Origin of the sequence: Rhodococcus sp. P14 (assembly GCF_000256505.1) — a bacterium.
In the GTDB taxonomy this organism is placed as follows: domain Bacteria; phylum Actinomycetota; class Actinomycetes; order Mycobacteriales; family Mycobacteriaceae; genus Rhodococcus; species Rhodococcus ruber.
In genome coordinates this window covers 18563-39956 of the sequence record NZ_AJFC01000079.1, presented here as the reverse complement: position 1 = coordinate 39956, position 21394 = coordinate 18563, and the positions used below count along the sequence as shown (strand labels likewise).

The window sequence follows — 21394 nt, the reverse complement described above, 5'->3', positions numbered from 1 at the left end:
GGGACCCTCGGGACTAGGGGGAGTAGACGAGACCGAGGTCCGGTTCCGCTTGCGTGCGCCGCTTCTTCGGCTGGGGGAACCGGCGCGCGCGTGCCGGGACGGTCGCCACCGCACCGACGAGGCCGGTCCCGGACGCGGCGAAGCTGTCCGCGGCAGCCCGTACCCGGGGTGCCTTCGTCGTCCCGAGTTCGACCACGGCGATCGTCGCGTCGCAGTGCGCGGACAGGCTCAGGGCGGCCGAGTCCGTGAGCACGGGGGCGGTGGCGACGAGGACGTAGTCGAAATGCTCCCCGAGCCCGGACAGGATGTCGGCGAACCGCTCGGACGTCAGCAGGTCCGGCGTGCGTTCGTCGGCGGCGCCGAGGGGCAGGACCGAAACTCCGGCCTCCGACCACGTCGGCAGCTCGGTCAGCGGCGGGTACTGGTCGCGCAGCCATTCCGCGATACCGGCGTAGGACTGCATGTCGAGCCGGCCCGTGACTCCGTCCCCGGAGGTGTCGGCGTCGATCAGCGCCACGCGGGCACCCGTGTCCGCCAGTGCTTTCGCGAGCCGGGCCGCGACGCACGGCTTCGAGCGCTCGGTGAAGCTCGTCAGCATCACCACCATCCGGTCCCGGTCACCGCGGGCGGCGGTGATGTGGGCCCGCAGGCGCCCGATGTCCTTCGCCGCGTCGGTGTTGCTGCGCGAGATCGTCCCGAGGATCGGCAGGCCGACGGTGCGGCCGAGCTGCTCCGGTGTCCGGATCGTCGGGTCGAACCGGTCCCGGAGGAACGCGAGGAGGAATCCGAGTCCGAGACCGGCGAGGACGCCGAGTGCGAGGATGCGCTTCGTGTCGGGGCCGACGGGTGCGCTGGGCAGCGGGGCCGGATCGATCACGGAGGCCCGGGCGGCGGGTGCCGCTCCGATCACCGTGGTCTCCATCTCCGCGACGAGCTGCGCGAACTCGTCCGCGACGGCCCGGGAGAGCTGCCGCGCGGCTTCGGGGGTGGTCTCGGTGACCGTGATGTCCAGCAGGGTCGTGGCCGGCGGGAACGTCGCCGACACCTTGCCCTGGAGCTCGCCCGGGGAGATGGTCAGCCCGAGCCTGTCGACCACCCGGTCCGCGACGGTGGCGCCCGTCGCGACGTACGGGTACGACGTGATGCGCTGCTGCGCCGCGAGACCGCCCTGGTACGAGTCGTTGACCGACGTTCCGGTCGCCATCGACACGTACATCCGGGTCGTCGACACGTACGCGGTCGGAATGGTCGACGCGTACGCCCACGCCAGGGCCGTGCAGGCGAGGACCGTCGCCACCACCGTCAACCATCTGCGCCGGATTATGCCCGTGTAGTCACTCAGTGCCATTGCTCCACCCCTTTGTTCGTACCCCGACGACTGTGCCGATTTCGTGTGGTGCCGAGACCGGGTCTTTCGCCGCGCCGGTGCGTGTGCGGTATTCGCGCACCGTCATGTCGACGAGCCAGATCAGCACTACGAGCTGGAGGGACTTGCCGATGACCTCCATGCTGCCGAGAATTCCCCGTTCGAAGAGGATCGGGGATGCCGTGATCGCCAGGCCCAGGCCGACGACCACGATGTGCCGCGCCTGCAGCGCCCGCACGCCGAGCAGGAGCAGGCCGAAGGTGAACAGCACCCCGGCCGCCACGCCCGCGTAGCCGGCGATGACGAAGCCCTCGTTGATGTTCCCGTCGGCGAGGGATACCGACACCCGGCTCATGTCCATGGACGACCCCCGTACCTCGGTGGCCCACGCCGTGCCGGATCGCAGCTTCTCGGTGCCGAGGAGTTGCGCGGGAATCAGGCTCTGGAGACCGTGCTGAACTACCTCGAACGGGGTCATCCACGGGCGCATGGTCATGTAGTAGCTGTCCGTGGCCGCCTCGAGCAGATCGAACCGCCGCAGGATGCTCAGATACGGCTGCACCCACGGCGGATACGCCGAATCTCGGGCCAGGACTTCGGATTGTATGTAGTCGGGCTGCTTGATCGACTGCAGCCACCCGAACCCGCCGATGCCCACCACGGAGATCACGGCGACGTACACCACGCGCAGTCGCGTCCAGCCGTACATGGCGAAGCGGACGGCCACGGCCATCGCGGCGCTCATGATCGGCGTCTTCGATTCGACCACGACGGTCCACAGCAACTCCACCGTCAGCAGCGTTGCGAGCAGTGCGACGGTCGTCCGGCGGTCCGCAGGCCGGATGAAGATGATCAGGCCGATCGCCCCGACAGTGGCGAGCTGGGCGACGAATCCCAGTATGGGATTGGAACTCTGGACGTCACCGGCCTGCCCCGTCGATCCGGTGAGGTACGTGACCGCGCGTCCGAGGAGACCGAGGGCGTACACGGCCGCCAGGGTGGGGACGAAGTCCCCGGCGGCCGGCCGCGGTGCGGGGTGGTGCCGGCGAGCCCAGATCGCGTAGGCCACCACGGCACCGGCGTACACCCACAGGCCGAACGCCACCGGCTGCAGGACCTCCGCGATGCCACGGTCGTAGCCCATCGTGGCCAGCCGCGGGTCGGCGATGTTGTCCGCGTACCGTGGTCGCGGCTGCACCGCGAGCAACACGAGCGGACGCGCGATGTACGACAGGGTCCAGTAGACGGCCTGCGCGATCAGGAACACCCGCGCGACGCCGCGGATGTAGGCGGCCGCGACGACGATCGTGATCAGCGCGGTGCCCACGAGGACGAGTTCGATGCCGGGGCCGGTCACCGTGCCCCCTCCTGCACTCCGCGGTCGCGGTCCACCACGGCGGGTGCGAGCCCGGCGATGCCCGCGCCGGGCGAGCTCTCTCCGTCCTCCAGCACCGCGACGATCTCCGCCGCCCGGTCGACGTACCGATGGTGACCGGTGACGATCCGTCGGTGTCCGGCCTCGGCGATCGCGCGGGCTTGCTCGGGATGCTGTTCGCACCATTGCAGGATCTCGAGCAGCTCGTCGTCGTCGGAGAAGAGCAGGCACTCGCGGCCTTCCGCGAGCAGCGCCGCGTGCTCGTTCGTGCGCTGCCCGACGAACAACCCGCCGGCCGCCGGCACCTCGAACGTGCGGCACGTGTGGGTGTCGCGGTTGTCGGAGTTGAGGAACACCAGATTGGCCGTGATCGAGGCGACCGACACGGAGAAGTGCTCCCCGTACACCGGCCCGCCGACGACGGCGTGGGTGCGACGCAGTGCCGGCACGCGTCGCCAGCCGGGGCCACGGACGAGCATCCGCTCGCCGTAACGGCGGGCCAGGGCGACGGCGGTGTCGCGGCGGTCGGGCCGGCAGTTGCCGACGAATCCGACCAGGTACCGGCGCGGGTCCCGACGCGCCGAGAGGTGGTGCCAGGCCGGATCGTAGGCGCTCGGGACGAATTTCACCGCGCGGGCTCCGCGATCGATCAGTTCCGGCACGTTGTGCCGTTTCGTGGTGACCACCAGATCCCACTCGCGTTCGCACCGGAGGTAACCCGGTGACGTGTTGTACGGATTCGAGGCATCGTCGGGGCTGTAGTGCACGTGCAGGCGGGCCGGTGTGTCGAGCAACCGGCGCTGGTCGAGATGTACTGTGCGGAAACAGAACAGGAGATCGGGCCGGAAGTCCGCCGCAATCGACTCGATCCGGTGGTGCACGGCGTCGAGGTCCCACGGTGCGCGCTGTCCTCGGGTCTTCGAGTAGATCCACGGCGGCGAGAACCGCGCCGGGAGCGTCACGGAGGTCGTGTCCACGACGACCACGTCGTGTCCCGCCTGCCGGAAGCCGTCGGCCAGCGAGCGGGCGTTGCTGCCGACCCAGTCGTCGCCGATGTAGAGGATTCTCATCGTTTCTCCCCCCGGGGAACGGGGACGTCGGCGGCGTCGACGTCCGCTTCGGACGGCGCGGGTCGCCGTTCGCGCAGAGCCAGGTGCCGTGTCCGCAGGACGTACCACAGGGCCACGCCGAACTCGCAGGCGACGGTGCCGTACACGAGCGCCCACACCGAATGGGTCCGGAAGGCCATGTAGAGCGCGACGGCCGCGATGCAGGTGCCGATGATCGCGCCGATCAGGACGCCGGAGGTGTCCTCCCGCACCGGCAGTACCGCCGTCGTGACGAAGGAACTCAGTGCGGTCGCCGGCAGGATGAGGACCTCGACGCGAAGGAGCGGGACGGCGTCGGCGAAGTCGCTGCCGAAGACGAGTCGCACCGCGAGCGGCGCGGCGATCCACAATGCCGCGGTGACGAGGACGGCGATGCCGACGCACGCGAGCATCGCGAGGGTCGCGCGCCGCCAGAACCGAGCGCCGCCGCTGCTACGGGCCATGCGCGGCAGGAGCGCGAAACCGATCGGATCCAGCATGGACTGCACGGCCCGCACCAGGCGGTCGCCGGCCGAGTACAGGCCGAGCGATGCCGCGTCGAGCACGGCCGAGTAGATGGCCGCGGCCCCCTGCCCGTAGCTGACCACGAGCAGGCGGGAGGTGAACACGGGTGCGGCCATCCGGACGGTGGGAACGATCCGGCGCGGCCGCGCGGGACGTCCGTACTTGCGCAGCGAATCCCGCCAGGTGAGCGCCACGGTGAGGATCGACGAGACGAGCATGCAGAGCAATGCCACCGAGGCGCTCGGGAAGCGCGGGAGCACCACCAGCAACAGCGCGAGGTACGCGAGCCGGCCGGCCCCTTGGTAGACCGTCGAGGCGACGAACCTGCCCTGCCCGATCAACACCCAGTCCTCCGACACCGACCAGAAGCCTCCGGCGAACAAGCCGAGCAGGATCATGTGGACGTGGGGGTCGACGCCCAGCATCAGGCCGGCGACGAGCGCCGTGCCGAGGGTGCCGAGAACAGTGAGGCGGATGGTGAGATAGTCGCCGCGGATCTGGTTGACGTCCGAGTTGGGGACTTTCGCCGCCAGGAACTGGGTGATCCCGAGATCGACGAGGAGTGATCCGATGAAGTAGGCCGACATTCCGATCGCGAGCAGTCCCAGCCCTTCCGGCCCGAGGACGCGCGCGATGAGGGGGAGGGTCACGGCCGTGACGACGTACTGACCGTACTTGCCGAAGCTGACGAAGCCGATGTCCCGCACCAGCGCGACGGCCTTGTTCATTCCGCGTTCCTCGATCATGTGGCGTCCACCTCCGCGTGGGAGGGGACTCCGAGCGTGTCCAGGAAACGCGCCACCGCCCGCGCGGATTCGGTGATGTCGAAGCTCTCGGCGCGCTGCCGGGCCGCGACCGCCAACCGGCTGCGCAGGTCCGGGTCGCCGATCAGGGTGTCCAGCGCTGCGGTGAGCCCGTGTCGGTCACCGGCGTCGACCAGCAGTCCGTTCACTCCGGGATCGACGATCTCGGTGGGGCCACCCGGGCGGGAGGCGATCACCGCGCATCCGGCCCGCATCCCCTCCACCACCACCTGGCCGAACGGCTCTGCGATGACCGAGCAGTGCACGAGGATGTCTGCGGCCCGCATGTAGCCCTCGGGGTCGTCCACATGCCCGGTGAAGGTCACGGGTAGGTCGAGGTCGGAGGCGAGGCGTTCGAGTCGCTCGCGGTACGGTTCCTCGTCGAAGAACGTGCCGCCGACCAGGTAGATGTGCGCCGGACGCACTGCCGTTTCCGCGACGGCACGCAGGAACACGTCCTGTCCCTTCCACGGCGTCAGCCGTCCGACGACCGCGACGACCGTCTCCGCCGGTTCCCGTTGCGGCGGCCGCGGTGCACTCCGTGCCGGCTCGACGCCGGGATACGCCACGAGGGCGCACCGGCGCGGGATCAACGAGGACATCGTCGATCTGCTGTTGGCGATGTAACCGCGGCTGAGCGAGCGGCCCAGACCCCGGACGATCGTGGCGAGCACCGGACCGAAGTACTCGGCGGAGACCCGGTCGTGCACGTGCCAGATCAGGGGAACTCGCGCTCGGCGCGCCGCCACGGCGCCCATGATCAGTGCCTTCGAGCTCTCGGCGATCACCACCGTGGCACCCCGCTCGACAGCGACGGCTCCCAGCTCCCATCCGAGCCGGATCAGCCGAGCGGAACCGGCGAGCAACCCGGGCAGGGTGGGATCGGTGACCGTCATCGCCCGGCTGTCGAACGTGCCCTGCAGGATCGTGGTGCCGACGCCGACCGCTCGCAACCGTTCTGCCATCGGACCGTCCTGGGCGAAGGCCACGGCCACGTCGACACCGAGGTCCCGTAGCGCCTTCGCCAACCGGGCGGTGGCGATCTCGGCGCCGGACGGTGCGGCCGTGTGAGTCACGAAGAGCGCGCTGGTCACGACACCAGCTCCGCGTACAGCGCGACGTGCCGCTGGGCGGCCACGTCCCAGGAGTAGGTTTCGGCGTGGAGGCGGCATTCCCGTCGCCCCGGCACCCGGCCCGAGAGCGCACCGGCGAGCCGGTCGGCCAGGGCCTCGGCGTCGCCTGCGGGCACGATCAGCGACGGGTCGAGTCCGCGCACGGCGTCGGGCAGACCGCCGCAGTCGGTGACGACAGGGGCGCGGCCCGCAGCCAGCGACTCGAGCGCGATCAACCCGAAGCCCTCGAGTGCCACCGACGGCACGACCGTCGCGGCGGCCTGCTCGTACAGGTGTGCCAGCCGCGCATCGTCGGTGCGGCCCTCGAATACGACGGAATCGCCTACTGCGGACTCGGCGGCCTGAGTCCGCAGCGCGGCCTCCTCGGTGCCGGTGCCGACGATCACCAGGCGGGCGTCCGGATGTGCGGCGACGACGCCCGGCCAGGCGCGGAGAAGGACGTGCACGCCCATCCGCCGCTCGAGCCGGCGCACACACAGCACCGTGCGTGCGGAACCCGGGACGTCCGTCGCACGGAAGCGGTCGAGGTCGACCCCGGGCGGGAGGACCCGGATGCGGTCCTGTGGGACGCGGTACGAGTGGACGAGTACGTCCCGGAAGTGTCCGGACAACACCACGTACCGGTCGGCGCCGGCATATCGCGCGCGCTCGAGCTGGTACTTGGCGCGTGCGGCGATCTCGCCGGATCCGGCCAGGCGGCTCTCCGCTGCCCACGGCCCGTGGAAATGCACCACGAGCGGGTGCGGGCCGCCCCGGCCGACGGACGGACGCCCGTAGAGGCTGAAGTGCCGGTCGATGATCGCCTGGCGGGGCAGCGCGGTGCGGTCCCGGAAGGCGGCGCAGGCTCGGCGCAGCGTCGATCCGCCCGTCGGACCCCAGCTCTGTCCGCCCGATTCCGGGTCGCCGAACGCGATCGCGGACACGTCGACGCCCGGCCGGTGGCGCAGGGCGCGGTACAGGTCGGTGAAGTACCGGTTCAGCCCGCCGGGTGCCGTGGCGAACCACTCGGATCCGGTCATGTGGATCCGCAGCGGCGCGCCGGGCCGACGATCGGAGGTAGGGGCGGAGGGTGTCACGGCGACACCGCCGTCGGCCGCCCGGCGTCCGCGAGGGGTCGAGGGAATGCGGTGCGATCCCGATTCGAATGCGGGTACGCTCCGACGCAGGTCCGAGCCGGCACCCCGCACGATCCGCCGCCTGGGTGGTGACGCCCTTCCGGCGACGGAACTCGAACGTCACGGAGGGTTCTCATGACCGCTTCGATCTCTGTCTGCGTCCCCGCGTACAACGCAGTCCGCACTCTCGACGCGACCATGCGCTCGATCCTCGAACAGGACGCCGACCTCGACGTCCTGGTGCTGGACAACGCGACCGAGGACGGCACCGCGGACATCGCGCGCTCGTTCGACGACTCCCGCGTCCGGGTGGTCCGCAACGACGCGGTGCTCTCGATCGGCGACAACTGGAACAAGGCCGTGTCCCTGTCCGGCGGGACGCTCGTGAAGATCGTGTGCGCCGACGACCTGTTGCGTCCCGGGTCGATCGAGGCACAGGCGAGGGTGATGGCCGATCCGACCGTCGCGCTCACCTCCGCACGGTTCGACGTCATCGACGAAGCCGGCAACATCCGGGAGAGCGGGCTGGGCATCCCCGGACTCGAAGGCCTGCACACCCCGCGTGCCCTCATCGGCACGATCGTGCGCCGCGGGCCGGCCGACTTCGGTCCCACCGCCGCCGCGATGTTCCGGCGTGAGCACTTCGACCGGGTGGGCGGCTTCCGGGGTGACCTGGTGTTCCCGATGGACGTGGACCTGTTCGCCCGGGTCTCGACCTTCGGGATGTTCTTCGGGATGTCCGAACGTGTTGCGGCATGGCGGGACTCGACGTTCAACCTGTGCAGCCGGACGTCCTCGCTCAGCAAGCTCACGGACATGATGCGTTTTCACCACCGAATCGCGAAGGACTACCCGGACCTGGTGTCCCGGAAGGACGTGATCGCCGGGGACTCGCGCCTCGTGCGGGCCGCGTTCGAACGGTTGTCGGCGCGATCCCGGGGACTGCTGGCGACACTGCGACGTTGACGGCACGGCCGCTCCGGGTGTCCATCATCGTCCCTTCATCGAGAGGACCGCCGAGACGGTGCGCAGCATGATCTTGAGGTCGAACCACAGCCCCCAGTTCTCGATGTAGAAGTTGTCGTACCGGGCCCGCGAGACGATCGAGGTGTCACCACGCAACCCGTTCACGGCCGCCCAGCCCGTCAGGCCCGCCGGAACCCGGTGCCGCGCCGTGTAGCTGGGGATCGTCGCACCGAACTTGTCGACGAAGTGCGGCCGCTCGGGCCGCGGTCCCACGAGGGTCATGTCGCCGCGGACGACGTTCCACAGTTGCGGCAGCTCGTCCAGCGACGTCGCGCGCAGTATCTTGCCCACGCGGCCGAGGCGGGCGTCACCGGCGATGCACCAGTTCGTGGCGGATTCGTCCTCGTTCGCAGGCTTCAGGGTGCGGAACTTCAACAGCTCGAACTCCCGGCCGTCCAGGCCGATGCGCCGCTGCCGGAACAGGATCGGTGCCGATCTGTCGGAGAACCAGACGGCGGCAGCGGTCACCACCAGCAGCGGCGCCAGCACGACGAGTGCGACGGCGCTGAGGACCCGGCTCGTCCACAACTTGATTCCCCATGTGAGCGAACGGTGCGCCGCACGGCGGACCCGCGTGAGGGGCATCGCCCCGATGCGCTCCATGTCCCCGCTCACGGCCGCCATCTCCCACAGTCGGGGCACGACGTAGATCTCGCAGTCGAGGCGGTCGCACTCGCGCAGGATCTTCAGCATGTCGCAGTCGCGAACGAGGGAGAAGGCGAGGATGGCCGTGCTGATCTGCTCGGCGGTGAGAAATTCTCGCAGGTTTCCACTCAGTGGCAGGACGGGTACGTCGAGGCGGCGCACGGTATCGGGCCGGGGGTCGTCGTCGAGAAGACCCACCAGTTCGAGCCCGCACGACGGCTCGCCGGCGATCTCGTCCGCCAGCATCGCGGCGATCTCACCGCCCCCGACGATCACGGTGCGGCGCCGGTGACGCGCGTTCCGCCGGACACGCCGCTCGGCGGCGTAGGCGGCGGTACGGGAGAGCGTCACGACCGTGAAGGCGACGGCGGTCACCTTCACGGCGCCGAAGGACGGTCCGTAGGGTGCGAGTGTCAGCGCCGTGACCACCCCGGCGAGGGTGACGGCGGCGAGCATGCGTGGCAGGTCGTCGAGCACCGAGAGCGTCAGGTGTGCCCGGTAGGTGCCCAGGATCGTCATGAGCAGGACGAGCAGCGCGGCGCTCGCGACCGGTCTGCCGGCCGCGGTGAGCGCGAAGACCACCGAGAGCACCACCAGGTCCGCGGTCAGTGGGAAGAAGTCGATGTGCGCCCGCAACCGAGCGGCGAAGTGCCGTGGGGTGATCGGCTCCGCCGCGGCGTCCGAACCGGAGGCCGGCAGGGCGCCGCGGGGCTGCACGGCCTGCGGCCGGTGGACGAACACGGCCCGTGGGCCGCGGCGCGCGTTGGTGGTCACGATTGCACCTCGCTTCCGGCGCCGGTGGTCACCCGCGCGGCTCGCAGGCCGTGCGTCCCGCGTCGCGGCGCCGCATGGTCGGCGGGGATCATCCACCGTCCGTCGAGTTCCGGATAACGCCGCCGCACCTCTGGCAGCAGGTCGGGCAGGGTCAGGAGCACGCGATCCGGCCGCAGGCGCAGCAACTGTTCTGGAGAGATGATCGGCACGTCGGTGCCAGGCATCCGCCGGCCCTGCTTGGCGGGGGAGGCGTCTGCGACCCCCGCCACCAGGTGCTGATCGAGGCCGGCCCGGGCGAACAGCGCGACCGCGCGGGACGCCGCGCCGTACGCGTAGACACGCCGTCCCTGCCGCGCCATCGTCTTCAGGCAGGTGCGCAAGGCAACAGCCTGCTCGTCGGCGGCCCGCTGCAGCGCGTGCACGGCGACGGGTTCGGTGACGCCGACGGCCTTCTCGTCGGTCAGGATCCGGCGGGCGGCGAGGGACAACGGTCGGCGCGCGCGGGTCGCGGCGACGAGGACGGTGCCTCCGTAGAGGTCGAAGGTCCAGGCGTCGGCGACGTGGAGGCCGACATCGGCGAGCAGATGTCGCAGTGCGGTCAGCGAGTAGTACGCGAAGTGGCCGTGCCGCAGCGCCGTCCACTGCCGTTGCCGCACGATCGTGGCGAGCGAATGGAACTGGAGCAGCAGGACGCCGTCGGCGGTGAGGGCGCGGGTGCGTTGCCGGAAGGCGGTGTGCTGGTCGGGTTCGTGCATGATCCCGAAGCAGTCGAGTACGAGCGAGGCCGGACGCCGGGTGGGCACGATCTCGTATCCGCGGTCGGTGAGCAGCGGCAGCCAGGTGCCGCCGTGGGGGCTTCCGAACTCGGCGACCGTGCGGCCCGTGAGCCAACCGGCGTCCGCGACGTCGCGCACGGCAGCGGCGGCCTGGTCGCGCAGGGCCTGCGGTTCGACGCCGCGGGGCTCGTCGGGGACGGTGTCGTCGTCGGCGAGCTGCGCGAGGCCGCAGTCCCGGCACAGGGCCATTGCCAGCGGATGCGACGTCTCGGCCGGGGTGACGGGGGTCCCGGCGAGGGGGAAGTGGTCCGCTGCGGGCATCGCGCCGAGATCGAGAACCTGTTCGACGCCGGCGCCGCCGCAGCCGCGGCAGGTCGTCATGTCGGCACCCCTTCGGGTCCATTCGGGTGCCGGGGCCACGGAAGGTGCGGGAGAATCGTCGGGTGCGTGTCGAAACGACGGAGTTGCGCGACGTCCTGGTGTTCCGTCCCGAGCCGTTCCGGGACGGACGAGGCCTGTTCACCCGCACATTCGATGCCCGGCTCTTCGACGAACAGGCCGGATCGACCGGCGTACGTGCTTCCGACTTCCTGCAGGATTCGCAGTCCCGATCCGTGCGCGGGGTGATGCGTGGCATGCACGGTCGATCCGGGCGCGGCGAGGCGAAGCTGGTGCGGTGTGCCCACGGCGCGGTCCACGACGTGCTCGTCGACGTCCGCCCGGGATCGTCCACCTTCGGTCGGCACCAAGCGTTCCGGCTCGACGACGTCGAGTTCGCGAACCTGTTCGTCCCACCGGGATTCCTGCACGGTTTCCAGGCGCTGACGGACATTGCCGACGTGTGTTACCGGATCGACCGGGCGCACGATCCGGCCGAGGATGTCGCGGTGCGTTACGACGATCCGACCCTCGCGATCGCCTGGCCGCTGCCGGTCAGCGTGATCAGTGCGCGGGACGACGCCGCAGGCACCTGGTCCGATCTTCTCGCCTCGCTCTAGTTCACGCATCCGAGACCCCGATCCGCTGGAATCGCAGCGTCGAATCGAGCTCGCCCGTCTCCTGGAGGCGGCTCAGATGCGCGAGCCGGGTGAAGCGCGCGGCGAACGCGTCGGCGGTGAGGCCGTATCGGCGATAGCTGTGGTACAGCTCCGCCGCGCCGTCGCGCACCGTCCATCGAGCCTCGTACCCGTCGAAAGCTCTACGGACAGCGGAGAAGTCGACGCGGTACGACCGGGGGTCGGGGCCGCTCTCGCCGGTGATGGCAACGGTGGCGCCGGGAACGGTGTCGGCCACGGCCTCGGCGATCTGGGCGACGGTGACGTTGTTGGCCTCGGTGCCCACGTTGAAGGCTGCGCAGTGCACGCGCTCGGTGGGTGTGACGAGGGCGTGCGCGAAGGCCTCCGCGATGTCCTGTGCGTGCACGAGGGGCCGCCACGGCGTTCCGTCGGAGAGCACGCGGACCTCGCCGGTGAGGTACGCCGAACCGGTGAGGTTGTTCAGGACGATGTCGGCGCGTAGCCGTGGCGAGAACCCGAATGCGGTCGCGTTGCGCAGGAAGACGGGGGAGAAGCCGGAATCGGCCATCGCCGCGACGTCGTCCTCCACCCGCACCTTGCTTTCCGCGTAGGGCGTGAGCGGGCGGAGCGGGGCGTTCTCGCCGACCAGGTCGTCGCCGGCGGAACCGTAGACCGAGCAGGTCGAGGCGTAGAGGAACCGGCGCACACCCGCGGCTTTCGAACACCGGGCCAGCTGCACCGATGCCTGATGGTTGATCTCGTAGGTGATCCGAGGCTCGAGGAAGCCCAGCGGGTCGTTCGACAGCGCGGCGAGGTGGATCACGGCGTCGAAACCCGAGAGGTGGGACGCGGTGACGTCTCGCAGGTCGAGGCGCAGGGCCGGCGGCTCGTCGGGCGCGGGGCCGAGCAGGCAGTCCGCGAACAGACCCGAGTCCAGGCCGGTCACCTCGTGACCGTGGGAGCGGAGAACCGGCACCATGATCGACCCGAGATACCCCTGATGACCCGTGACGAGGACGCGCATGTCATGCCTTTCCGAAGCGGAGGGTGGCCTTCTCCAGGACGAATGCCTCGGCGTGCGGACGTCGGCACTGCACACCGCGGAGGCGGGACAGGCCCAGGAACGCCTGTTCGTCGAACCAGTCGTGACCGGCCTGGGATGGGTAGTACTTGAGGAGGATCCGGGCCTTCTCCTCGGCGACCTTGCGGGTCAGCGGGTGGTAGATCGCCGGGTGCGGGGTATCGGCCTCCCACTTGAGGATCTCGTAGCCGAGCACGAGGTGGTCACGGAAGACCGTGGGGACCAGTTCCGACAGCAACCGGTGGTCCTGGTGGGCGTCACCGCGCTGTGGTGTGAACACCACGTCCGGCTCGCAGGTGTGCCGGAAGGATTCGAGGGCGGTCTTGATCGCGTCCCAGTACGCGGGGGCTCGGCCGTCCGGAACGTCGAGGACCGTGAGCTCGACGTCGGCCCCGGGGCACAGTGCGGCCAGCGCGTGGCGTTCTTCGATCTCGCGTCGCGAGTCCTCACCCGACAGCACGAACGCGTGCACCCGTGGGGGGATCGGCGCCGATGCGATCAAGCTCAGCAGCGTGCCACCCATCCCGATCGCGATGTCGTCGCAGTGCGCGCCGAGCACCGCGATCTCGCGGACGTCGAGGACGTGCAGGTCGATCACGATGTCACCACCGCCCGCGCCGTCTCCCACACGGTCCAGGGATGGATGCCGCGGGCGTAGTTGTCGTCGAGCTCGGCGCGTTCCTTGAACGTGTCCGCCGGCTTCCAGAAGCCGTTGTGCCGATAGCCGTACAGCCGACCCTGCCCGGCTAGGGTGCCGCAGACGTCGGCGACGAGGTCGCCCCCGGGTGGGAGCAGATCGAAGATCTCCTGACTCAGCACGAAGTACCCGCCGTTCTCCCAGATCGGGAAACGGCTGACCGGAACGATCTCCTTGATCTCGCCGTTCTCCGCCACATCGACGCAGTGGAACGACGACTGCGGGGGGACGACGAGCATCGACGCCGTCGCGCCGGACCGGTGGTACCGCTCGATCATCACGTCGAGGGGAGCGTCGGTGAGCACGTCCGCGTAGTTGGCGAGGAAGTGCGAGTCGTCGCCGAGGTGCTCGCGCACGCGGCGCAGGCGCTCGCCGATCGCGGATTCGAGACCGGTGTCGACGAAGGTGATCGACCAGTCGCTGATGTCGGTGTTGAGCAACTCGACCCGGTTGTCGTGGAGCACGAAGTCGTTGGACTGTTCCTCGTGGTAGTCGAGGAAGAAGTCCTTGATCTTGGCCGCGCCGTAGCCGAGGCACAGGACGAACTCGGTGTGACCGTAGTGGGCGTAGTACTTCATGATGTGCCACAGGAGCGGCCGCGGGCCCACCATCTGCATGGGCTTGGGAATTTCGTCGGTCCGGTCGTTGCGCATCCGCATGCCGTAGCCGCCGCAGAACAGAACGACTTTCATACCGTGATCCTCCTGACGAAGTCGGCGGGGCCGATGGTGGTGTGCAGTTCGGGGAGCGGGAAGACGAGCCGGCCGCCCCAGGCGGAGATGTACTGCAACTGGGTCGTCAGTTCCGCCGCCAGATTCCACGGCAGGCCGACGACCACGTCGGGCCGGTCCTTCTCGAGCTGTTCCGGCGGCAGGATCGGGATCCGGGCGCCGGGGGTGTAACGCCCGTGCTTGTACGGGTTGCGGTCGACGGTGTACGCCATCAGGTCCGGGCGGATACCGCAGTAGTTGAGGAGGGTGTTTCCCTTTCCCGGTGCGCCGTAACCGACGACGGACAGGCCCTGATCGTGGCAGTCGAGGAGGAAGCGCAGGAGGGTTCGGCGAACGGAACGGGCGCGGGCTTCGAGTTCTCGGTAGCCCGCCGTCGTGTGGAGACCGGCCCGGCGCTCTTCCTCGAGCACGGCTTCCACCCGTGTCCCGGGGGGACCTGCGACCTCGTCCGGCCGGGCCCAGAGCCGGATCGATCCGCCGTGGGTGCCGAGCAGTTCGACGTCCACGACCGACAGACCGCCGGTGGCCAGCGCCCGCATCGCGGACAGCACTGTGTAGTACTGGAAGTGCTCGTGGTAGACGGTGTCGAACTGCGCTTCGCGGACCAGTTTCAGCGCGTGGTGCACCTCGATGGAGATCCAGCCGTCGTCGGCGACGAGGGTGCGCAGCGATCGGGTGAAGCCGAGCAGGTCGGGGATGTGGGCGTAGACGTTGTTCGCCACGACCAGGTCGGCCGGCCCGTACTCTTCGCGGATGTCCTCGGCGAGTCCCTCGTCGAGGAATGCGGTGACGGTGGGGACGCCGATCCCACGTGCCGCGGCGCCGACGTTCACCGACGGTTCGATGCCCAGGCACGGGATGCCGGCCGCGACCGCGTGCCGCAGCAGGTAGCCGTCGTTGCTGGCGACCTCCACGATCGACGAGTCCGGTCCGAGCTGCAGGTCGCGGACGGCGGTCTCGACGAACTGCCGGGCGTGGTCCACCCACGAGTCGGAGAACGACGCGTAGTAGGCGTACTCGGTGAAGGTGTCCTCGGGTGTGATGAGTGCCGGGATCTGCAGCAGCAGGCACTCCTCACACAATCGCAGGTGCAGGGGGTAGGTGTTTTCGGGCAGGTCCAGCTCGTCGGCGGCCAGGAAGCGCTCACACGGCGGCGTGGCGCCGAGATCGAGCACGCTGAGGAGCCGGTCCGATTCGCACAGGCGGCACTTCATTGATCACACCCCTCGGGCAGTCGGCCGGGACCGTGCGACGAGAATTTTCGCAACATCAGGTCCGACTAGACAAGGTAATCATACCTGGAGGATGAATGAAAGCCTGTAACAAACCGAAAGATTGTTTTGCTTGCTGTTTGGCGCCAGTTGGTAGACACCCCTAGACTCGGAACCACTCACACCCTCACTCGTGGGTCGGGCACGCAGGGGTGTCGAGGCGTACCGTGAGATCCTGGGGAGGTCGCCCGATGTCGTTTCAGATCGTGCAGCGTGAACAGACCCTCGTCGCCGGCCTGCCCGTGCGGAGCCCGCGCCGGGCTCTCGGCAAGGTTCGCGACCGGGCGCTCGAACGGGCCTGGTCGGCGGTGCTCAAGCAGGAACTCGGTGGGCCGCTGGCCTCGGCCTACACCGATCACGCGGTCGACATCGACTCCTACTACACCCAGACGGTCGGATACCAGTGCGAGTCGCTGGATCAGGTGACCGAAGGTCATCTCGTGGCCTGTCTGCCCGCCGGGACGTACGCGAAGTTCTCCTCGACCGGCACGTTTCCCGGCGTCTTCATCGATCTGTGGAACCAGATCCGTGCCGCCGAGGAGGCGGGGGAGATCGTCCGGTCGTTCACCGGTGACTTCGAGTTCTATCCCCACGCGTACCGCATCGATATGTACGTAGCGATCCGGACTCCGGAAAAGGCTGGTGCGCAATGAGTTTCGAACTCACCAAGCTGCACGACCACTATGTGGGGGGGCTGGTTCTGCCGGGGCTCGAGCCGGGGTCGTCCGGTCAGCGGTCCGAACTGCTGACCTTCACCGAGGACCGCATTCGCGCGCGCGGCATCGGCGCGGTGGTCGTGGTCTACATCTGGCACCCCGAGGTCGGCTGGAATGCGGTGGTCGGCCGTCGCTGCGACGGACTGTCCGACCTGACGGCCGGGGACTCGCTGGTCCGGGTCCCCACCGGATACTTCGCCCGCTTCGTTCCGGACAGCGACCACTCCGATCCCGTCGAGGACGTGTGGCACCAGGTCGAGATCGCCGAGAAGGAGGGGCGGATCGAGCGGGCCTACCGGGAGGAGGTGGCTGTCATCGGCCCGTCGGGAGAGACGGAACTCTACATATCTCTGGCTTGAAGAAGGCTGTGGCGAACACCCCGATACTGCATACTCGATTCCATACAGCCACATGTATGACCCGTGCTGTCCCGGTCGAGGAGCATGACGGTGAGCGAGAGGGCCTGATGTGGTCCACCGGGTGACTCCGTGCGGGGTCATCCGCAAGGTCGGAGGCCGACAGTGGATCGAGCAGTGCGCGTCGCATCGGACTCGGTGCGCGAGCGTGTCTCGACCTACAGCGATCCGGCCTCGGGATATTCGTTCGTCGCCGCCGTGCCCGCCGCGGCGCCGGACCTGTGGAACGAATATCTTGCCCGGGCGTTGGGGGCCTACCGCCGATTCGGGGTCGAGTCCGCACTGGATTACGAGACGGTGCGAAGCGGCGAGAGCACGGCGATGTTCTGCGCGGGGGTGGATCGACGGGGAGTCGTCGTGGGAGGGGTACGAGCCCAGGGGCCGTTCCGGAGTGCGGACGAGTCCCATGCCTTGACCGAGTGGAACGCTCCGGAGCACGTCGAGCGGCTCCGCCGCATGATCGAGAGCCGGATCCCCTTCGGTCTGATCGAGGCGAAGGCCGCATGGGTGTCCGAGGACGTGCCCCAGCGCCGGGAACTCACCTTGGCCATAGCCCGGATGGGCGCCAAGTTCATGGACCTCCTCCAGTCCCGCTACATGATGGCCACCGCCGCCGACAACCTCCTCGATCTGTGGCGGACCTGTGGGGGAGTGGTCGACGAGAGCATGCCGGCTACTCCGTATCCGGACGCCCGTTATCGGACCCGGCTCATGTGGTGGGACCGTCTGCACGCCGATCCCCTCGGCGACGAACTCCGACGAGAAGTGGACGGGTTTCCCGTCGGCGGGGAGCCCGCGTGAGGTCCGACGGCGAGGCCGGATGGACGCCGTCGGTGTTCGCGGAGGACCGGCCGGAGGACATGGAGGGGCTCGACCGCCTGCGCTCCGAACCCGGACTTGTCGTCGTCGATCGTCTCTCCGATCAGGTGCGGGGACTGCGCGAAGTGCTCCCGCCGGCCGGGAGTGACGTGCTCGACGAGCCGGCCCGGTGGGTCCACTACCCGTGGCGCCGGACCGTGGTCCGTGTGCTCGGACCGCACTCGTTCCGGCGGTTGCGGCTGGACCGCAATCGGAACAAGGTGACCTCCGCCGAACAGGACCGGCTGCGCGGAACGACTGTGGGAATCGTCGGCCTGAGCGTCGGCTTCTCGGTCGCACAGGCGCTGGTGCTCGACGGGGTGTGCGGGGAACTGCGGCTCGCCGACTTCGACCCGATCGAGCTGTCGAATCTCAACCGGGTGCCGGCCTCCCTCGTGGACCTGGGCACGAACAAGGCGGTCGTGGCCGCGCGACGACTCTCGGAGCTGGATCCGTACCTGCCCCTGTCGGTGTGGCCCGACGGGATCGGACCGGAGACGGTCGGCGAGTTCCTGGACGGCCTCGACATCGTCGTGGACGAGTGCGACTCGCTGGACGTGAAGGTCGCACTGCGTGCGGAGGCGGCCCGACGGGCCGTGCCGGTGGTGATGGAAACGAGTGACCGGGGATTGATCGACGTCGAACGCTACGATCTGCTGCCGGGACGGCCGTTCCACGGACTGCTCGGCGAGATCGAGCCGGATCGCCTCGCCGCCCTGTCGGGCCGGGAGAAGATCCCGTACGCGCTGCGCCTGCTCGGACCGGAGCGGATCTCGACCCGGATGGCCGCGTCCCTGCTGGAGGTGGAGCAGACGCTGGCCACCTGGCCTCAGCTCGGCAGCGAGGTGATGCTCGGCGGCGCGACGGTCGCCGCGGTGGTGCGACGGCTCGGCCTCGGCCAACCCCTGAATGCGGGACGAGGCCGCGTGGACGTCGAAGCCTGTCTCGACGCCCTGGCACTCCCCGCGGATCCCGGACGCCGGGCCGGCACAGACGTACCTCCGCCCGCGGAATCGGATGATCCGATCGACCGGGTGCTGCACGCCGCAAGCCGGGCCCCCTCGGGAGGCAACAGCCAGCCGTGGTCCATCACGGCCGACGGCGAGCGGCTCGAGGTCGCCGCCGCCGACGACTTCACGCCGACCGCGATCGACATCCACGCCCGAGGCAGCTACGTGGCGCTGGGCGCAGCCCTGCAGAACGCGCGCATCGCCGCGGCGGCGCACCGGATACTCGGTGCGGTCCGGGTGCTCGAGCGGGACGCCGCCGAGCCGCCGCGCGAAGTGCTCGCGACGATGCAGTTCTCGGACGGAACCGATTCGGTCCTGGCCGCCCAGTACGAGCCCATGCTCTCGCGCGGCACCAATCGGCGACCCGGCGACGGATCGCCGCTTTCCGAGGCCGAGACGGCTGCCCTGTACGAGGCGGCCGAGCAGGAGGGCGGCCGGATCCGGGTCGTCACCGGCGCCGATCGCCTCGCCGAGACCGCGGAGTTGCTCGCAGAATCCGACAGGATCCGCTACCTGACGCCCGTTCTGCGCCGGGAGATGCTCGCGGAACTGCGGTGGCCGCACTCCGAGGACACCGCCAGCGGCATCGACGTCGGAACACTCGGGATGGACGACGCGGAACGCACGATGCTCGACCTGGCGGTGCGAAACGATGTCCTCGACCAACTCGGAGAGTGGGACCTGGGGCACGGGCTGGGTCGGCTGACCGGAATGCGGGTGCGCAGCAGTTCGGCTCTCGTGGCGGTTTTCGCGCCGGGGCCACAGCCCGCCGACTACGTCCGGGCGGGGATGACCGCCGAGAGCGTGTGGATCCGCGCCCACGGCATGGGTCTTGCAGTCCAGCCGGCCTCCCCGGTGTTCCTCTACGCCGAGGACGACACCGACCTCGTCCGACTCTCCGAGGTCCGATTCGGCGCGCTCGGAAAGCTGCAGTCGGCGCTCGACGACGCGTTCGACAGACCGACCGGCCTGCGTTTCGCCCTCCTGCTCCGGGTGGCGCGGGCGCGGCCGGAACGGGTTCGCAGCGCGCGCCGCTCGGATAGGGTTCGAAGACATCCCTGATGCGGTCCCGTGTGCGTCGAATGTGCTGTTCCCAAGGGGTTTGAGATGGTGGAGAAGAGCTTCGAGAACATTGTCACCCGTGTCGCTTCCCGCCTCATGCCGGCGGACGCCGTGTCTCATCACTCGGTGATCGAGCAAGTGCTCCAGGACCTCGTCGAGCACTTCGAGGTCGACAACTGCTTTCTTCGTTACAACGACCACGAGATCCACGCGACCGTGCTCGTCGCCGAGTGGCCCCCGCGGGAATTCGTGCCGGACCCGGATCCTCTGGGGGTGGTGCACTTCCGCGACGCCGACCCGATCTTCGCCATGACGGAGACCATGAAGGAACCAGCGGTCAGTCGTCCCGGACAGTCAGGGGCCGAATACGCGAACCGCGTGCGCCTGGGTTCGGGAGTGCCCGAGGTCTCGGTCGCGGCGGTGCCGCTGATCTCCGGAAACGTCACCACCGGCACCCTGGGCTTCATCAAGGCCGGTGATCGCGACTGGAGTGAGAACGAGATCAACACCTTGATGATGATCGCGGCCCTATTGGCGCAGGTGCAGGCCCGTGTCCGCGCCGAACAGGACCTGCGCGACGCGGCCTATCACGACGACCTCACCGGTCTCGCGAGCCGGCGCGCCCTCCTCGAACACCTCGAGGAACGGCTGAAGCGGGGGCAGCCGGGACCGGTCGCCGTCCTGTTTCTCGATCTGGACCGCCTCAAGCCGCTCAACGATTTTCTCGGTCACGCCGCCGTCGACGTGTTCCTGTGCCGCACCGCGCAGCGGTTGTCGCGCGTGTGCGATCCGAAGGACATGGTGGCCCGCCTCGGCGGTGACGAGTTCGTCGTCGTGCTCGACGGTGCCGTATCGCTCGAGGCGGCCCGGGAACGTGCCGAGGCACTGCGGTGGGCGGTCGGGATGTCGGTGCAGCTGGGCAGCCAGGTCGTGGGCCGCGGCGGCAGCCTCGGCGTCGCCGTCGGTGAGCCCGGACGGATCACCCCGGTGGCGCTGCTCGGGCGTGTCGACGAGGCGATGCTGATGGCCAAGAGCAAGGGCGGCAACAGCGTCGTCGCATACACCGAGGACATGCGGGGCGCGAGCGAGCGCCGCAACCTCATCGAACTGAGCCTGCGGACGTCGATCGACGACGAGCATCTCACCCTGGACTATCAACCCGAGTTCGACCTGCGTGACGGCAGCATTCTCGGGGTCGAGGCCCTGGTGCGGTGGAATCACCCGGTGCTGGGCAAGCTGCAGCCGGCCGAATTCATCGAGGTGGCCGAGTCGACGAATCTGGCGGGCGAACTCGGGCGCTGGGTGCTGCGGACGGCGTGCGAACAGTTGGCCGAGTGGCGGCGGCGTATCCCGGGCCTGAACCTGACGATGAGTGTGAACGTCTCGCCCGTGCAGCTGGTGAGCCTCGACTTCGTGGAGACGGTGGAGAGCGCTCTGGAGGAGTTCGGCCTCGGCAGCTCGTGCCTGTGTCTGGAGATCACCGAGTACGTGGTCGTCAGCGATCTCGAACGTTCGCGTAAGACACTGCGCCGGCTCGAGCGCCTCGGAGTGTGCTGCGCGATCGACGACTTCGGCACCGGGTACAGCTCGCTCGCGCACCTGAAGTCCCTTCCGGTCCACACCCTCAAGATCGACAAGGCGTTCGTGCTGAATCTGCAGCGCAGCGAGAGCGACCGCGTCATCGTCGAGTCGATCATGGGGCTGGCCTCCGCGTTCGGGCTGGACGTGGTGGCCGAAGGGCTCGAGTCCGTCGCGGCGGCGACGAAGCTGCTCGAACTCGGATGCCACCGGGCGCAGGGCTTCCTGCTGAGCCGTCCGAAGTCGGCGGAGGCGGTCGAGCAACTGCTGCACCGGCAGCGGATCGAGCTCCCGTGGCAGACGCCGGTGGGGGACCGGGCCTGAACCGGCCC

Annotated in this window: 19 protein-coding genes; 7 read left to right on the top strand and 12 right to left on the bottom strand. The window is 69.3% G+C overall.

What is annotated here, in order from left to right; all coding sequences use genetic code 11:
* Positions 1–13: 13 nt before the first annotated feature.
* Genes OEY_RS0105635 through OEY_RS0105610 form a run of 6 tightly spaced genes read right to left on the bottom strand, consistent with a single transcriptional unit; the run spans position 14 to position 7309 of the window.
* Positions 14–1348, bottom strand: coding sequence for a polysaccharide biosynthesis tyrosine autokinase (locus tag OEY_RS0105635; RefSeq protein ID WP_029539903.1), 1335 nt, complete (start codon positions 1346–1348; stop codon positions 14–16).
* Positions 1335–2723 carry a hypothetical protein gene (locus tag OEY_RS0105630; RefSeq protein WP_010592932.1) on the bottom strand — a complete coding sequence of 463 codons (1389 nt, stop codon included), beginning with the start codon at positions 2721–2723 and terminating at the stop codon, positions 1335–1337. Before OEY_RS0105630 ends, OEY_RS0105635 begins: the two co-directional genes overlap by 14 nt.
* Positions 2720–3811, bottom strand: a complete 1092-nt coding sequence (locus OEY_RS0105625) for a CgeB family protein (RefSeq protein ID WP_010592931.1) — start codon at positions 3809–3811, stop codon at positions 2720–2722. Before OEY_RS0105625 ends, OEY_RS0105630 begins: the two co-directional genes overlap by 4 nt.
* Positions 3808–5100, bottom strand: a complete 1293-nt coding sequence (locus OEY_RS0105620; RefSeq protein ID WP_010592930.1) for a lipopolysaccharide biosynthesis protein — start codon at positions 5098–5100, stop codon at positions 3808–3810. The genes OEY_RS0105625 and OEY_RS0105620 overlap by 4 nt, the downstream gene beginning before the upstream one ends.
* On the bottom strand, positions 5097–6251 hold the full coding sequence (locus OEY_RS0105615; RefSeq protein ID WP_010592929.1) for a glycosyltransferase family 4 protein: 1155 nt from the start codon (positions 6249–6251) through the stop codon (positions 5097–5099). Before OEY_RS0105615 ends, OEY_RS0105620 begins: the two co-directional genes overlap by 4 nt.
* A complete protein-coding gene (locus OEY_RS0105610; RefSeq protein ID WP_010592928.1) occupies positions 6248–7309 on the bottom strand; it encodes a glycosyltransferase family 4 protein in 1062 nt (353 codons plus the stop codon). The genes OEY_RS0105615 and OEY_RS0105610 overlap by 4 nt, the downstream gene beginning before the upstream one ends.
* A gap of 231 nt (positions 7310–7540) precedes the next feature.
* Here OEY_RS0105610 and OEY_RS0105605 point away from each other — a divergent pair, with 231 nt between their 5' ends.
* A complete protein-coding gene (locus OEY_RS0105605; RefSeq protein WP_010592927.1) occupies positions 7541–8371 on the top strand; it encodes a glycosyltransferase family 2 protein in 831 nt (276 codons plus the stop codon).
* A gap of 24 nt (positions 8372–8395) precedes the next feature.
* Here OEY_RS0105605 and OEY_RS0105600 read toward each other — a convergent pair whose 3' ends face one another.
* Positions 8396–9850, bottom strand: coding sequence for a sugar transferase (locus tag OEY_RS0105600; RefSeq protein ID WP_010592926.1), 1455 nt, complete (start codon positions 9848–9850; stop codon positions 8396–8398).
* Positions 9847–11007 carry a class I SAM-dependent methyltransferase gene (locus OEY_RS0105595; protein WP_010592925.1) on the bottom strand — a complete coding sequence of 387 codons (1161 nt, stop codon included), beginning with the start codon at positions 11005–11007 and terminating at the stop codon, positions 9847–9849. The genes OEY_RS0105600 and OEY_RS0105595 overlap by 4 nt, the downstream gene beginning before the upstream one ends.
* Before the next feature lie 62 nt (positions 11008–11069).
* Between OEY_RS0105595 and rfbC the strand changes: the two genes are divergently transcribed.
* Positions 11070–11624, top strand: coding sequence for a dTDP-4-dehydrorhamnose 3,5-epimerase (rfbC, locus tag OEY_RS0105590; protein ID WP_010592924.1), 555 nt, complete (start codon positions 11070–11072; stop codon positions 11622–11624).
* A 1-nt stretch (position 11625) separates the two neighbouring features.
* On the opposite strand, the gene OEY_RS0105585 is transcribed toward rfbC, so the two are convergent.
* Genes OEY_RS0105585 through OEY_RS0105570 form a run of 4 tightly spaced genes read right to left on the bottom strand, consistent with a single transcriptional unit; the run spans position 11626 to position 15365 of the window.
* Entirely contained in the window at positions 11626–12666 is a 1041-nt protein-coding gene (locus OEY_RS0105585) for an NAD-dependent epimerase/dehydratase family protein (RefSeq protein WP_010592923.1), read from the bottom strand.
* 1 nt (position 12667) lies between these two features.
* Positions 12668–13321 (bottom strand): PIG-L deacetylase family protein, encoded by a 654-nt coding sequence (locus OEY_RS0105580; protein WP_029539901.1) that lies wholly within the window; start codon positions 13319–13321, stop codon positions 12668–12670.
* On the bottom strand, positions 13318–14112 hold the full coding sequence (locus OEY_RS0105575) for a glucose-1-phosphate cytidylyltransferase (protein WP_010592921.1): 795 nt from the start codon (positions 14110–14112) through the stop codon (positions 13318–13320). Before OEY_RS0105575 ends, OEY_RS0105580 begins: the two co-directional genes overlap by 4 nt.
* The gene (locus OEY_RS0105570; protein WP_010592920.1) at positions 14109–15365 is read right to left on the bottom strand and encodes a class I SAM-dependent methyltransferase; all 1257 of its coding nucleotides are present in this window, start codon (positions 15363–15365) and stop codon (positions 14109–14111) included. The genes OEY_RS0105575 and OEY_RS0105570 overlap by 4 nt, the downstream gene beginning before the upstream one ends.
* Before the next feature lie 248 nt (positions 15366–15613).
* Between OEY_RS0105570 and OEY_RS0105565 the strand changes: the two genes are divergently transcribed.
* The 5 genes from OEY_RS0105565 to OEY_RS0105545 all read left to right on the top strand — a co-directional run bounded on the left by OEY_RS0105565 (position 15614) and on the right by OEY_RS0105545 (position 21386).
* Complete coding sequence (locus OEY_RS0105565; protein ID WP_010592919.1) at positions 15614–16075, top strand: GyrI-like domain-containing protein; 462 nt, start codon at positions 15614–15616, stop codon at positions 16073–16075.
* Positions 16072–16497, top strand: coding sequence for a hypothetical protein (locus tag OEY_RS0105560; RefSeq protein WP_010592918.1), 426 nt, complete (start codon positions 16072–16074; stop codon positions 16495–16497). The genes OEY_RS0105565 and OEY_RS0105560 overlap by 4 nt, the downstream gene beginning before the upstream one ends.
* 174 nt (positions 16498–16671) lie before the next feature.
* Positions 16672–17355 (top strand): hypothetical protein, encoded by a 684-nt coding sequence (locus OEY_RS0105555; RefSeq protein ID WP_010592917.1) that lies wholly within the window; start codon positions 16672–16674, stop codon positions 17353–17355.
* Positions 17352–19484, top strand: coding sequence for an Rv1355c family protein (locus OEY_RS0105550; RefSeq protein WP_010592916.1), 2133 nt, complete (start codon positions 17352–17354; stop codon positions 19482–19484). Before OEY_RS0105555 ends, OEY_RS0105550 begins: the two co-directional genes overlap by 4 nt.
* A gap of 45 nt (positions 19485–19529) precedes the next feature.
* A complete protein-coding gene (locus OEY_RS0105545; protein ID WP_010592915.1) occupies positions 19530–21386 on the top strand; it encodes a putative bifunctional diguanylate cyclase/phosphodiesterase in 1857 nt (618 codons plus the stop codon).
* Positions 21387–21394 lie beyond the last annotated feature (8 nt).

What these genes read in the sequence shown, in the direction of transcription:
- OEY_RS0105635 (WP_029539903.1), bottom strand. Translation starts at nt 1,348, where the DNA reads ATGGCACTGAGTGACTACACGGGCATAATCCGGCGCAGATGGTTGACG.
- OEY_RS0105595 (WP_010592925.1), bottom strand. Translation starts at nt 11,007, where the DNA reads ATGACGACCTGCCGCGGCTGCGGCGGCGCCGGCGTCGAACAGGTTCTC.
- OEY_RS0105605 (WP_010592927.1), top strand. Translation starts at nt 7,541, where the DNA reads ATGACCGCTTCGATCTCTGTCTGCGTCCCCGCGTACAACGCAGTCCGC.
- OEY_RS0105565 (WP_010592919.1), top strand. Translation starts at nt 15,614, where the DNA reads ATGTCGTTTCAGATCGTGCAGCGTGAACAGACCCTCGTCGCCGGCCTG.
- OEY_RS0105610 (WP_010592928.1), bottom strand. Translation starts at nt 7,309, where the DNA reads ATGACCGGATCCGAGTGGTTCGCCACGGCACCCGGCGGGCTGAACCGG.
- OEY_RS0105545 (WP_010592915.1), top strand. Translation starts at nt 19,530, where the DNA reads ATGGTGGAGAAGAGCTTCGAGAACATTGTCACCCGTGTCGCTTCCCGC.
- OEY_RS0105625 (WP_010592931.1), bottom strand. Translation starts at nt 3,811, where the DNA reads ATGAGAATCCTCTACATCGGCGACGACTGGGTCGGCAGCAACGCCCGC.
- OEY_RS0105570 (WP_010592920.1), bottom strand. Translation starts at nt 15,365, where the DNA reads ATGAAGTGCCGCCTGTGCGAATCGGACCGGCTCCTCAGCGTGCTCGAT.
- OEY_RS0105560 (WP_010592918.1), top strand. Translation starts at nt 16,072, where the DNA reads ATGAGTTTCGAACTCACCAAGCTGCACGACCACTATGTGGGGGGGCTG.
- OEY_RS0105585 (WP_010592923.1), bottom strand. Translation starts at nt 12,666, where the DNA reads ATGCGCGTCCTCGTCACGGGTCATCAGGGGTATCTCGGGTCGATCATG.
- OEY_RS0105575 (WP_010592921.1), bottom strand. Translation starts at nt 14,112, where the DNA reads ATGAAAGTCGTTCTGTTCTGCGGCGGCTACGGCATGCGGATGCGCAAC.
- OEY_RS0105620 (WP_010592930.1), bottom strand. Translation starts at nt 5,100, where the DNA reads ATGATCGAGGAACGCGGAATGAACAAGGCCGTCGCGCTGGTGCGGGAC.